Below are 12,727 nucleotides of genomic sequence, written 5' to 3' on the forward strand. Positions count from 1 at the left end.
ACTGCCGCGGAGTCGATCGTGCGACTCCGCCGTCATTCGGGAGAGCCTTGAGCGTCGCTGCCGCCGCCGCCATCGTCGTCGCGCTGGTGGCCGCGGCGGGCGTCATGGTCGAAGAGGCCCAAGATCTCGCAGGGCCCGCCCTCGGCGCCGATCGCGTGCGGCATCATCGTGGGGAACTCGGCGGCCTGGTTGGTCTCGACGCGGAAACGGCGCTGGCCGAGCAGGAGGATCGCGGTGCCGGACAGCACGACGAGCCACTCGCGCCCCGGATGGGCACGCATGCGGGCGGGGTTGTCGGGCGGGGGGTCGGTCAGGCGCTGGCGCACCACGCTCACGCCGGGATCGGCCTTCAGGGTCCAGCGCATCCGGCCGTGGGTGCTGTCAATCATCGGGCTGGTGATGACGTCGTCGGCGGCGGTCTCCACGAGCTGATCCAGCGTGGTGTCCAGGGCGCGAGCGAGGGTGACCAACTGGTCCAGTGCGAGGCGGCGCCGGCCGTTCTCGATACGGCTCAGTGAGGACTGACTGAGGTGGGCGCGGGTGGCCAGTTCCTCCAGTGACCAGCCCTGCGCCACCCGCAGCGCGCGGATGCGTTTGCGCACAAGGCTGTCCAGCTCTCCACTTTCTTGCGTCATAGGCAACATTGTATGCCTTAGATGCAATGCGGGGTTAGCGTCGCAGGCAGAGGGTCCACACCGTCTGGAACCACGCACGACAAAGAGCAGGAGGACATGGCTGTGACGACTTCTCCGTACGCGAGCGACGCACTGCCTGGTGGGACCGTCGACGCAGTGGTGATCGGCGGGGGCGCCGCAGGGCTGAACGGCGCTTTGATGCTGGCCCGCTCCCGCCGCTCGGTCGTCGTGATCGACAGCGGTTCCCCGCGCAACGCGTCGGCTGCGGCCATGCACGGCTTCATCGTGCTGGACGGCACCCCACCGCACGAGATCCTTCGGCGGAGCCGCGAGCAGGTGCGCCGGTACGGCGGGCGCGTCGTCTTCGGCGAGGTGGCCTCGGCCGCCCCGGCCGCCCCGTCGGCCGACGGGGACTTGTGTTTCACCCTCACCCTGGCCGACGGCCGCAGCATCACCGCGCGCCGCCTCCTGGTGGCCACCGGCCTGCGGGACGTGCTGCCCGAGGTCCCCGGCCTCAGGCAGCACTGGGGACACGGTGTGGTGCACTGCCCGTACTGCCACGGCTGGGAGGTGCGCGATCAGCCCATCGGCGTCCTGGCCACCGGCCCGGCCTCCGTCCACCACGCGCTTCTGTTCCGCCAGTTGACCAAGGACCTGATCTACTTCACCCACGGCACCTCCCTGGACGAGGACGCCCGTACGCGCTTGGCCGCCCGCGACATCCGCATCGTCGACACCCCGGTGCGGGAGGTCGTCGACCGCGAGGACGGCACCCTCGCCGGGCTGCGCCTGACGGACGGGCAGGTCGTGGCCCGCCGCGTCCTTGCGGTCGCCACGCAGACGCAGGCCCGCACCGAGGGTCTGGACGGTCTGAAGCTGCCGATGGAGGACCTGCCCGACACCATGGGCCGCCGTTTCGTCTCCGGCATGGCCGGCGTCACCGAGGTGCCGGGCGTGTGGGTGGCGGGCAACGCCACCGATCTCTCCGCCCAGGTCGGCGCCTCCGCCGCGGCCGGTGCCCTGGCCGGCTCCCACATCAACGCCGTGCTGGTCACCGCGGACACCGACGCCGCGCTCGCCGCGGCACGGGGCGAGACACCCGCCCCCTGACATCCCCTTGGGGTCCGGCCGCCCGGCCCGCCCCGCCCTGCGCCCGCCAGGCCCCACCCACCCCTTTCACCCGCCGACGGGCCCTGCCCGGCGCCAACTCGACATGCCCATTTTGTGAGGAAACCATGAGTACACCCCAGCCTCGACAAGCCCCGCCAGCCAGTGGCGAAGGCACGCCGGATGCGCGTCAGCTGCGCACGGTCCTGATCGCCGTCTCCCTCGCGCTGATGTCGGTCATCGCCTCGGTGTCCGGCCTGAACGTCGCGCAGACCCACATGGCCGTGGAGTTCAGCGCCTCGCAGAGCACGGTCCTGTGGATCATCAACATCTACACCCTCGCCCTCGCGGCGCTGCTGCTGCCGCTCGGCGCCATCGGAGACCGCCTGGGCCGCAAGCCCATGCTCCTCGCCGGACTGGGCGTCTTCGGCGTCGCCACCGTTGTCTCGGCCCTGGCCCCGACGGCGGAGGTGATGCTCGCCGCGCGCGTCGCCAGCGGTATCGGCGCCGCGATGGTCATGCCGATCACCCTCGCCGTCATCACCTCCACCTTCCCCGAAGAACAGCGCGCCAAGGCGATCGGCGTATGGACCGGCGTCGCCGGCGGCGGTGGCGTCCTGGGCATGTTCCTCTCCGCCCTTCTCGTCGACGTCGCCACCTGGCGCTGGCTGTTCGCTCTGCCGGTGGCCCTGATCCTCGTGGCCCTGTCCATGACCCTGAAGTCGGTTCCCAACTCCCGCGAGACCTCGGCCCACCACTTCGACACCGCCGGCGCACTGCTCTCCACCCTCGCCGTGACCGGCCTCATCTTCGTCCTGCAGGAAGGCCCCGAACGCGGCTGGACCGCCCCCGCCACCCTGATCAGCCTCGCCGTCGGCTTTCTCGCCGCCATCGGCTTCGTGGCCTGGGAACTGCACCGCCACGACAGCGCGCTGCTGGACGTGCGGCTGTTCCGCGAGCGCGGCCTGAGCAGCGGCTCGATCACGCTGCTGGTGGTCTTCGGTGTCCAGGCGGGCATCGGCGTGGTCCTCTTCCCGTACTTCCAAGCCGTGCTCGGCTGGTCCGGGCTGCTGTCCACGGCCGCCATGATGCCCATGGCCGTCATGATGATGGCCACCTCCGGCCTGGCCCCCAAGCTCGCCGCGGGAATCGGTTCCCGCTCCACCATGGCGGCAGGCATCGCGCTGGCCGGACTCGGTCTCGCGCTCATGGCCCTGTTCGTCTCCGTCGAGGGCGGCTACCTGTCCATCCTGCCCGGACTGCTCGCTATGGGACTGGGCATGGGCCTGTCGATGACCCCGTCGACCACTGCCATCACCGCCTCCCTGCCGCGCGCCAAGCAGGGTGTTGCCTCTGCACTGAACGACGTCACCCGCGAGTTCGGCACCGCACTCGGCGTCGCTCTGCTCGGCGCGCTGCTGGCCAACGGCTACCGCAGCGCCATCGACGACCGGCTGCACGGCATCCCCCAAGGAACCGCGGACACCGCGCGCCAAGGTGTTGCCAACGCCGTCGAAGCGGCCGGCGACGCCGGCCCGCGCGCCCAGGACCTGCTCCACGCAGCCCAGCAGTCCTTCGTCGACGGCTGGCAGCAGGCCATGTGGGCAGGCGCCGCCGTCATGGGCGTCCTGCTCGTCTACATCGCCTTCCGCGGCCCCAAGAACACGACTCCCGCGGTCACGGACGAGACAGAAGCCACCGAGGCCTTCGCCACCCGATGACCACGTAGGAACCGGGCGCACAGCGAAGACCTCCCGCGTCCTAGTGGCACACACAGGACCCGACGGCGCCCTTGACGCTCTGGGAGTCCAGCACTGCGGCCGACGGCTCGGCCTCGCGGCCGGTGCTCTGGCGGACCCGCCGACGCGGCGCATCCATGATTCTCAGGAACCGGGCCAGAGGCGAACCCGGCGACCACATCGCATTGATCCAGGTCACGGTGTGCCGGTAGGCGGCCTCCTCCTCGGAGGTGAGGACGACGTCGGGCAAACGATACGACCCAGCCAGATGACATCGCCCTGGTACAGACAGCGATGACATCCGGCTGGGACGATCTCCAAACGCCTGGCTCACAGCCCTGTCAAATGACAGCCGAACCGGGATCCCACAGAGAGCGCCCCTCGTGGGCGCCGTACCAGGCTTCCGGGACCAGGATGTGCGGGGCTCCCCCAGCGGGAGGGAGAGCGAGACGTGAACGATCGACCGCGACGGTCACGGCCCTGTCCGCGTCGGGTGGACGGCTCCTGGACGACTCCCCGGATCCGGCCGTTCCCCGTTCCCGCCGCCCTCCCCGTACCGGTACGGTCCGCGCGGGCGCGCGGACCGTACCTCGCCCCCTGTCAGGGGACCGGCGTCTCCATGAGGGTTCTGACCTGGGCCGGGCTGAGAGCCGCGGTGTAGGCCCTCACCTCGTCGACCTTGCCGGCGAAGGGAGCGGTGTTCGAACCCGCGATCCCGAAGAGCGCCGCGCCGTCGGAAGGAGAGAAAGATCCCCTCCGCATCTCCGCCGGCTCCCCGTTGACGTAAAGGGCGAAGGTGCCCTTCTCGAAGGTGACCGCCAGGTGGCTCCAGGCCCCGACGGGCAGGGTGCGGCGACTCGGCAGCTGGAACGGGGGCGACATGTCGCCGAGAGCTACGACGGAGGGACTCGACGAGCCCGGCTCGGACGCGAACACCCTGAAGTCGGTTTCCGCGTTCGCCCACTTGAGGAGCATCTGCTCCGTACCGGTCTTCGAGGGGTTCACCCAGGCGGAGACGGTCATGCCCTCGGTCATCCTCAGCGACGTGGACGACGGCGTGGCGATCCAGCCATTGCCGTCATCGGAGAACCGCACGGATCCGCCGAACCTGCCGTCCGCCCAGGTGGTGTCGTAGGCCCTGCCGTTGTTGCCCTTCCCCGAGCCGTCCCGCACGGTCGTGCCGGTGCCCTCGTCCATGCCGTAGGCGAGCACCGGAACGGGCTCGTCCGCGGCGAGGCCGCCGAGGGAGCCGAGGGAGCCGAGGGAGCCGTCAACAGCGTCGTGCCGAGCAGCGGTCCCGCGCACACGGCGAGACCCCCTCCGTACTTGTTCAATATCGCTCCCCGTAAAAGAATCCCCCGATTCCCGTACGGGACATCATGTGTCACCGGTCGCAGACCCGCGCCGCTCGATCCCGTGAGCTTCTCCACAGGTCGTCGCGGCCCGGTAGCGGCAGAGCGCGTCAGCGATCGGCGAGCCCCTGGAGGATCGCGCGGACCTCTCCCGCGCTCTGGTGGTACGGGCCGTAACGGCGTTCGAGGTCCGGCAGCAGCTCGCCGAGCAGCCGTTTGGCCCGTCCCTTGTTGCCCGCGTCGAGTTCCACCATGCCGATCTGGCGCCGGAGTTCCAGGATCCGTTCCTCTCCCGCGCCGAACCGCCTCTCGTCGGCCAGCAGCCGCCGGAGCTGGGACAGGGCGAGGCTCGTCTCCCCGATCGCCGCGTGACAGCCCGCCTCCATCAACCGGCACCGCAGGGCGAGGTTGTTGTCGGGCCCCTCCACCCTCGCCACGTCGGCCGCGAGCCGCTGGAACTCGGGCGCCGCCCGGCGGTAGTCGCCGCCGAGGAAGAGGGCCTCGGCGAGCTCGATCCGCAGGTCGACCACGGCGGAGCTCGTCGAGCCGAAGGAGCCCGCGGCGGGCCCGACCAGCTCCGCCAGGAGGTCCGCCGCCTGGCCGAACCGGGCTTCCGCCTTGAGCAGGTCGGCCTCCTTGCGGGCGCGTTCGATGTCGCCCCGCTCGATCTGCGCCAGTCCCGCGGCACGCCTGATCCGTGCCGGCCGTACCGGATGGGCGGGCCGCCGGTTGTCGGCCCGCGGGGAGGAGATCCGGCCGAGGACGGTGGCGTACATGCGCGCCGGATGGGATGTGTCCAGGTCGACGTAGCCGGGAAAGGGCGGCAGCTCGCGGCAGAAGTCGAGCAGCCGTTCGTAGACGGCGTCGGCGCTCACCGGCCGCTCCTCGGGCGTCTTCGCGAGCAACCGCAGGACGAGCCGCTCCAGCCCTTCGGGGACGTCCTGCCTTCTCGCGCGCAGCGGCCGGGGGGTGACGTCGGTGTGGTTGCGCATCGAGGCGAGCGGGGTGGGCGCGGCGAACTGGTTGGTCCCGGCGAGCATCTCGTCCAGGATCACGCCGAGGGAGTAGAGGTCGCTCCGTGGTCCCGCGGTCCCGGCCATGGCCTGTTCCGGCGCCATGTAGGCCGGTGTGCCCAGCACCTCGCCCGTCCTCGTGAGGTTCGTCGTGTCCGCGGAGGCGAGCGCGGCGGCGATGCCGAAGTCGAGGACCTTGACCGTGCCGTCGGGGCAGAGCATCAGGTTGCCCGGTTTGAGGTCGCGGTGGACCAGCGAGCTGGCGTGGGCCACGGCCAGGACCGAGCACACCTGGGCGGCGATCGCCACGGCCCAGGCGACGGGCACCTCCGTCTCGTCGAGCAACGTCTCGACGGAACACCCCCTGACGAGTTGCATGACCATGTAGAGGTCGTCGCCGTGCGGCCCGCAGTCGTAGATGGTCGGCACACCCGGGTGCTCCAGCCGGGCGGTGATCCGTGACTCGCGGACGAAACGCCTGGCCAGTTCCTCGTCCCGGCGACCATCGGGAAACCTGTCGGCTTTGATGAATTTGATGGCGATCTGCCGATCCAGGCGTTTGTCGTAGCCGAACCAGACCTCTCCCATTCCGCCGGAACGACGTGACGTGGGATCCAACTCGTAACGGCCGCCGATGATCGTTCCTCTGCCCAAAACGATTCGCCCTCCAGAAACGCCCGTCTTCCCCAGGAAAATGTAGCGCCCCCGGAGTCCCGTCGTCGTGGACGAGGATTTACCCAGCTCACAGCCCCGCGAGCGAATCGGTTCGCGCTGGACGAGGTCGTCGAATGCGTCACGTGTCCGCGACTCGGCATTTCACACGCCCGCGCGATAGCGGTCAATTCCCGTGTTACTCCCGGACTTCCGGGAAGTGGTCGTCGAGGTGTGATCACCCTCCGGCCGGTGATACGCGGCAAGTGATCTACGACAGAATGTCGTCCATGGAAGCCCGCATCGCGATAGCCCCCTCCGCGCCCGGCTCCACCGACGGCGAGCTCGACCGGCTGCGGCTCGGGATCGAGGAGGCGGTGTCCCGCGGCGGCGGCGCCAACGTCCCGCTCGCCGACGCCACCGGCCTGGTGTGGCTCGTTCCCGGCGAGCCCGAGCTGCTCGGGGCGACGCTGGACGCCCATCCCCGGATCGGATGGGTGCAGTTCCCCTGGGCGGGGGTGGAGAGGTTCACGTCGTCGGGGGTGCTCGACCGCCCGGTGGTCTTCAGCTGTGCCAAGGGGGCGTTCGCCGGGCAGGTCGCCGAGCACGCGCTGATGCTGATGCTGGCCTGCCTGCGCGACCTCTCCCGCCAGGCGCGGACGCCCGGCTGGCGTCCGGGGGATCCCCGGTCGCTGCACGGCCGGCGGGTGACGATCCTCGGCGGCGGCGGCATAGCCACCGAGCTCGTCCGCCTCCTGCGGCCGTTCGAGTGCCGGATCCGGGTGATCCGCCGCCACCCCGAGAAGACCGGGGGCGCCGACGGGACACCGGGCACGCCGCAGACACCGGGAACGCCAGGAACACGGGGAACACCGAAGACGCCGGGAACACGGGGAGCGCCGGGAACACCGGGAACGCCGGAGACGCTGCCGCCCTCGGCTCTGCCCGCCGTGCTTCCCGAGACCGACCTCCTGGTGCTGGCCCTCGCCCTCACGCCGGAGACGAGGCACGTCGTCGGCGCCGCCCAGCTGGCGCTGCTGCCGCCGCACGCCGCCGTCGTCAACGTCGCCCGTGGCGCGCACATCGACACCGGCGCGCTCGTCGAGGCCCTCCGCGCGGGAACGATCTCCGCCGCCGGTCTGGACGTGACGGATCCCGAGCCGCTCCCCGACGGGCACCCCCTGTGGGCCGACCCCCGGGTGCTCATCACCTCGCACTCCGCCGACTCCGCCGAGTACGTCGCGCGGATGCTCTGCGAGCGGGTCGAGCGCAACGTGGGCAACCTGCGCGCGGGCCGCCCGCTGGAGGGAGTGATCGACCCCGCCGTGGGTTACTGACCGCCACCCGCCGTCCCGCCTCCGAACGGTAGGTTCGTCCGCATGCCGGAAGATCCCTCGTACGCTCCGCAGGACCCGTCGCGGATGCTGGCCGGCCGGTACCGGTTGCTGGCCACCCTCGGGGCGGGCGGCATGGGCGTCGTCTGGAGGGCCAGGGACGAGCTGCTCCACCAGACCGTGGCGGTCAAGGAGGTGGCGCTGCCCGCCCGGCTGACCGCCGAGGAACGCGAGCGGCGGCTGCGCCGAACGCTCCGCGAGGCGCGTACGGCGGCCTCGCTGAGGGGTCACCCCGGCATCGTCACCGTCTACGACGTGGTCGAGGAGGACGGCCGCCCATGGATCGTCATGGAACTGGTGGACGGCCCCTCCCTGGCGAAGGTGATCGAGGACGAGGGACGGCTGGCCGAGGCCAGGGTGGCGCGGATCGGGCTGCGGGTGATCTCCGCGCTGGTCTCGGCGGAGGCCGCGGGGATCGTGCACCGGGACGTCAAGCCCGCCAACATCCTGCTCGGGAACGGCGGGAACGGCCGGAACGGCGGGAGCAGGGGGAACGACGGGGGCGGCGGGAGCGACGGAGGCGACCGGGCCGTGCTGACCGACTTCGGGATCGCGGCGGCCGTCCACGACACCACCGACCTGACCGGTACCGGACAGTTGCTGGGCACGATCCCCTACCTCGCGCCCGAGCAGCTCGACGGCGAGCGCGCCTCGGCCGCCTCCGACCTGTGGGCGACGGGCGTGACGCTGTACGAGGCGGTGGAGGGGCGCAGGCCGTTCGACCGGGAGAGCCCGGTGGCCACGATCGCGGCGATCGTCAACCAGCCGCCCGCGCCCGCCCGGTACGCGGACCGGCTCCTCCCCGTGATCGAGGGCATGCTCAGGAAGGACCCCGCCGAGCGGCTGACGGCCTCGCAGGTCACCGCGCTGCTCACGCCGATCGCCACCGAAGTCCCGTGGGAAGGCCCGCACCTCGCCGGGGGCTCGGGCACGACGGGCGGCGGTGGACGGATCCGGCGCGTCTCCTCCGGCGTGACCGACCCGGTGCCTCCGGGAGACCAGGCCCGGCCCGGTGCCCCGCGGCGGCCGTCGCGATGGGCGCCCGTGGCCGTGAGCCTGGCGTTGGCCGTGGCCGCCGTGGCCGCCGTGGTGGTCTGGTCGCCGGACACCTTCGGGCTGGGGAGCACCCCGACGCCCACCTCCGGCGGAGCCGCGACGGCCTCGGGGAAGGACCCGGCGACCTCGCCGAACCCGGCCGGAGGCCCGGCGACCCCCGGCGACCCCGGGAACGGCCCGACGGCCTCCCCCGGCCAAGGCCGGCCTTCCACGGGCCGCAACCCGCTGCCGCACGGCTTCACCCTCCACACGGATCGCCGCGGATTCTCCATCGCCGTACCCGACGGCTGGGCGAAGGACGAGAGCGGGGACCAGGTGAGCTGGGAGCGCCCCAGAGACTCCATCCTCTCCCCGTCCTCCTGGTACCTGGGTGCCTTCGCGAATCCGAAGAGGAAGGAGACCCGGGACCCGGCGGTCATCCTCGACCAGCTGCGCGACGCGCTCCAGGAATCGATGATCGCGTCCGGCTCCTACCAGGAGTTCACCAGGCGCCCGGTCCCCGTCGCCGGAGGCAAGGGCGCCGAGCTGGAGTTCGGCTTCGCGCACAAGAGCGCGTCGAACCTGCCCCACCGCCTCTACGCCCGATGCGTCACCCGTGACTCCGGCGGCACCGCGATGTTCTGGTTCTTCACTCCCGCCGGGCAGTGGGCCGAGGCCGGAAGGCACGTCGACACGTTCACGGAGACCTTCCGGCTCGACTGAGCGTGCCGCCCCGCACGGCATCCGCCCCGGTACGGTCCCGTACCGGGGCGCGGCCTCCAGGTCGTCCATCTCCACCACGCCACCGGTCGACTCCTCGGTGACCCACACCGCAACGCCACCCGCCCCGGGTCAAGGGCCGGGTCTCCGGCCGGTCCGGTGGCATCCCGGGGTCGCTTCGGGGCTCTGCCGGGCCGGCCGGAGAGCAGCCGACGCGGGCACCCGGGGCCGCCGTCCGGATGCTCCGCTCCGCCCGCGTCGTCACCACCGGAGCCGTCGTCACCCGCGATCGGCTCTCCCCTGTCGTCTCCCCTGGCATTCCCCCAGGGCCCCGAGCTCGCCGAGTGGCCGTCAAGGCGAGTGGCCGTCAGGCCGAGTGGCCGTCAACCGGCACCGCGCTCTCGGCGGAGACGCCCGCCATGAGCCTCGGTTCCCTGAGATGGCGCCGGTAGGCCGCGGGCGAGGCACCGTAGGCCGCTCGGAAGGCCCGGCTGAAGTGGGCGTCGCTGCTGAAACCCCAGCGTGAGGCGATGGCGCGGACGGGCAGGTCGTCCATCAGGGGATCGGCCAGGTCACGGCGGCAGCGTTCGAGCCTTCGCAGGCGGATCCAGCCTCCGAGGGTGACGCCCTCCGACTGGAAGAGCCTGTGCAGGTGACGAACGGAGATGTGGTGGGCCGCGGCGATCGTCGAAGGCGACAGGTCCGCCTCGCCCAGTTCCCTCTCGATGAACGCCTGGACACGCATGAGGAGGACCCCGTTGGGGTCGGACAGGAAGCCGGACGCGTCCGTGTCGAGTTCGTGGGCCAGCAGGGCGGCGACCAGGTCGAGGGCGACCGTCGACAGCCGCAGGGCCTCGGAGGGCGAGCGGCTGTCGAGCTGCGCGATCAACTGGTGGAGGTACCCGCTGAGCAGCCCGCCGATGCCGTCCCTGCCCGACAGCCGCACCGCCAGCAACCGTTCGGCCGCCGAGGCCGGGAGCGGGAGGAGGTCTCGGGGAAACTGCAGGATCAGCCCGTCGGACACGCTCGGACGCGATCCGTCCGCCGTCCTGGAGCCCGGATCCTCCGCCACGGTCCAGGCGTGAAACGTGCGGGAGGTGTCGTACAGCGTGATGTCGGTCGGTGCCAGGCCGGCCTCCCGGCCCACCTGCTGGATGCCCGATCGGCCGCGAAGGGTGAGGGAGAGCTGGTAGTGGCCGGGATCGGAGCGGCGGATCCTGCTCGGGCTGCGGCGCGCGTCGAACGAGACGCACCGCACCCGGGACAGCTGCGCCACCCCGAGGTCGAGCATGTGCATCTCGGCCCAGAAGTCGGCGGCCTGGTCACTGGAAACGTCCACCGAGACGACCGACCGCGCGACGGCCTCCCACCAGAAGTCGAATCGCTCCCGGACAGGGACGCCGTCAAGTCGCAATACGGAAGGAAGTAGCAATATTTCTCCCCGAGAAACACCACAAAAGGGACTAACGGCAAACTGCCGGAAGTCTCGCATTTTCGGGTGTCCGTTTACCATCGGCGGCCGCGAGCGGAGCGGCCCCGCCTGACGAGCGGAAAATCACCATCGTCGACATCTCACCCCCGGACGAGCCCGGCCACCCCCCCGGTGACCGGCCGCACCCATGTCAACGACCTTCACACCTCCAGCGTTCCAGGCATTTGACGGCAACCTCCACCGATTGCCGCCAAACGCCTGGAACACCCGGTCAGCCACCCGCGCCGATCACCCGCGCGGCGGCGAGATAGGCGGCGAGCAGGCTCTCGGCGAGCGCCGTCACGGTCTCGTCTCCCGGCAGGAAGTGCGGGCTGTGCAGCCCCGAGGCCGTGTCGGTGCCCACGAACAGCATCAGCGACGGCACGACCGACGCGAAGTGGGCGAAGTCGTCGGCACCGCAGGAGCGCAGCGTGGCGGGCATGTGGTGGGCGACGTCGACGAGGATGCAGCCCGTCTCCTCGGCGAGGCGGGCGTCGTTGACGAGCACCGGCTCCCCGGGCGTGATCCGCACCTCCGCCTCGCAGCCGTGGACGCGGGCGACGCCCTCGGCGATCTCACGGAAGCGGTGGTGCAGCTGGTGGCGCCACGGCTCCGACATCGTACGGAGGGTGCCGCGGGCGGAGGCCTGTCCCGGGATCGCGTTGGGGGCGCTGCCCGCCGCCACGGTGCCGAAGGTGACCACGGTCGGCGTCATCGGGTCGGCGTCGCGGCTGACGAGCTGCTGCGCGGCCACGATGATCTGGGCGAGCGCCAGGACCGAGTCGCGGGACAGGTGGGGGTAGGCCGCGTGCCCGCCCTGCCCCCGGACGGTGACGGTGAACTCGTCGGAGGAGGCGTTGACCGCCCCGGGAGTGCAGGCCGTCTCACCGGCGCCGAGCACCGGCTGGACGTGTGCCGCGATCATCGCGCCGACCTGGTTCCTGCGGAGCGCGCCGGAGTCGACGATGTCGCGGGCCCCGGAGGGGTGGGTCTCCTCGCGCGGCTGCAGCACCGCGACCATCGGCGCCGGTGCCCGTACCCGGTCGACCGCCCTGGTCAGCGCGACCAGGGCCGCGAGGTGCACGTCGTGGCCGCAGGCGTGCATGGCGCCGTTGCGCGAGGCCCAGGGCACGCCCGTCTCCTCCGGGATCGGCAGGGCGTCCAGCTCCCCGCGTACCCCGATGGCCAGCCCCTCGCCACCGACGCGGAGGAGCGCGCCGGTTCCGGCGACCCGCTCCATCGCGTCGCCCTCGGGCAGCGCGTCCAGCACGCGCTTGAGCGTCGGCTCCTCCTTTCCCGACACGCACGGCTCGGCGTGCAGTTCCCGCCGCAGCTGGAAGGCCGCGGGCAGCTCGGCGTGCAGAGCGGCGCGGAGCCGCTCGTGGATCTCGTTCATCGCCGCCCTCCGAGCCGGCGAGCGTCGCGGCTCACCCTCACGCGTCCTCCTCGGCAAGTGCGGCGAGCGCGGCGAGCGCGCGGACGTGAGTGCCGATCATGGGTCTCCCTCTGACTGTGCGTGGTGCCGTTCTGGTGGTACATGGGTGACATGGGCGCCGTTCTCGTCGTACGTGATGGTCGTTCTCGTCACCGGCCCCGGGGCCGGTCAGCCG

The 12,727-nt window shown here is 71.6% G+C and carries 9 protein-coding genes and 1 pseudogene; 4 read left to right on the top strand and 6 right to left on the bottom strand.

The features are described from left to right. Positions 1-32 precede the first annotated feature (32 nt). Positions 33-635, bottom strand: a complete 603-nt coding sequence (locus tag ACFFRH_RS11305; protein ID WP_344744731.1) for a helix-turn-helix domain-containing protein — start codon at positions 633-635, stop codon at positions 33-35. A 102-nt stretch (positions 636-737) separates the two neighbouring features. Between ACFFRH_RS11305 and ACFFRH_RS11310 the strand changes: the two genes are divergently transcribed. Continuing rightward, positions 738-1,745 (top strand): NAD(P)/FAD-dependent oxidoreductase, encoded by a 1,008-nt coding sequence (locus ACFFRH_RS11310; protein WP_344744732.1) that lies wholly within the window; start codon positions 738-740, stop codon positions 1,743-1,745. Positions 1,746-1,870: 125 nt separating this feature from the next. Beyond that, a complete protein-coding gene (locus tag ACFFRH_RS11315) occupies positions 1,871-3,463 on the top strand; it encodes an MFS transporter (RefSeq protein WP_386156085.1) in 1,593 nt (530 codons plus the stop codon). A 70-nt stretch (positions 3,464-3,533) separates the two neighbouring features. Here ACFFRH_RS11315 and ACFFRH_RS11320 read toward each other — a convergent pair. From ACFFRH_RS11320 to ACFFRH_RS11330, 3 genes and pseudogenes are all read right to left on the bottom strand, one after another. Next, positions 3,534-3,626: pseudogene (locus ACFFRH_RS11320) on the bottom strand (IS5/IS1182 family transposase); the annotation flags it as partial. A gap of 455 nt (positions 3,627-4,081) precedes the next feature. Then, on the bottom strand, positions 4,082-4,786 hold the full coding sequence (locus tag ACFFRH_RS11325) for a LamG domain-containing protein (RefSeq protein ID WP_344744739.1): 705 nt from the start codon (positions 4,784-4,786) through the stop codon (positions 4,082-4,084). Between the two features lie 157 nt (positions 4,787-4,943). Next, positions 4,944-6,500 carry a serine/threonine-protein kinase gene (locus ACFFRH_RS11330; RefSeq protein ID WP_344744740.1) on the bottom strand — a complete coding sequence of 519 codons (1,557 nt, stop codon included), beginning with the start codon at positions 6,498-6,500 and terminating at the stop codon, positions 4,944-4,946. 287 nt (positions 6,501-6,787) lie between these two features. On the opposite strand from ACFFRH_RS11330, the gene ACFFRH_RS11335 reads away from it, so the two are divergent. Both ACFFRH_RS11335 and ACFFRH_RS11340 read left to right on the top strand, forming a co-directional pair. Then, complete coding sequence (locus ACFFRH_RS11335; RefSeq protein ID WP_386156088.1) at positions 6,788-7,834, top strand: D-isomer specific 2-hydroxyacid dehydrogenase family protein; 1,047 nt, start codon at positions 6,788-6,790, stop codon at positions 7,832-7,834. Between the two features lie 42 nt (positions 7,835-7,876). Next, complete coding sequence (locus ACFFRH_RS11340; protein ID WP_344744742.1) at positions 7,877-9,649, top strand: serine/threonine-protein kinase; 1,773 nt, start codon at positions 7,877-7,879, stop codon at positions 9,647-9,649. A 364-nt stretch (positions 9,650-10,013) separates the two neighbouring features. On the opposite strand, the gene ACFFRH_RS11345 is transcribed toward ACFFRH_RS11340, so the two are convergent. Beyond that, on the bottom strand, positions 10,014-11,159 hold the full coding sequence (locus ACFFRH_RS11345; RefSeq protein ID WP_386156090.1) for an AraC-like ligand-binding domain-containing protein: 1,146 nt from the start codon (positions 11,157-11,159) through the stop codon (positions 10,014-10,016). 190 nt (positions 11,160-11,349) lie between these two features. Next, positions 11,350-12,513 carry a M20 metallopeptidase family protein gene (locus ACFFRH_RS11350; RefSeq protein WP_344744744.1) on the bottom strand — a complete coding sequence of 388 codons (1,164 nt, stop codon included), beginning with the start codon at positions 12,511-12,513 and terminating at the stop codon, positions 11,350-11,352. Between the last annotated feature and the right edge of the window lie 214 nt (positions 12,514-12,727).

The organism is Streptosporangium vulgare (assembly GCF_042428775.1).
Taxonomy (GTDB): domain Bacteria; phylum Actinomycetota; class Actinomycetes; order Streptosporangiales; family Streptosporangiaceae; genus Streptosporangium; species Streptosporangium vulgare.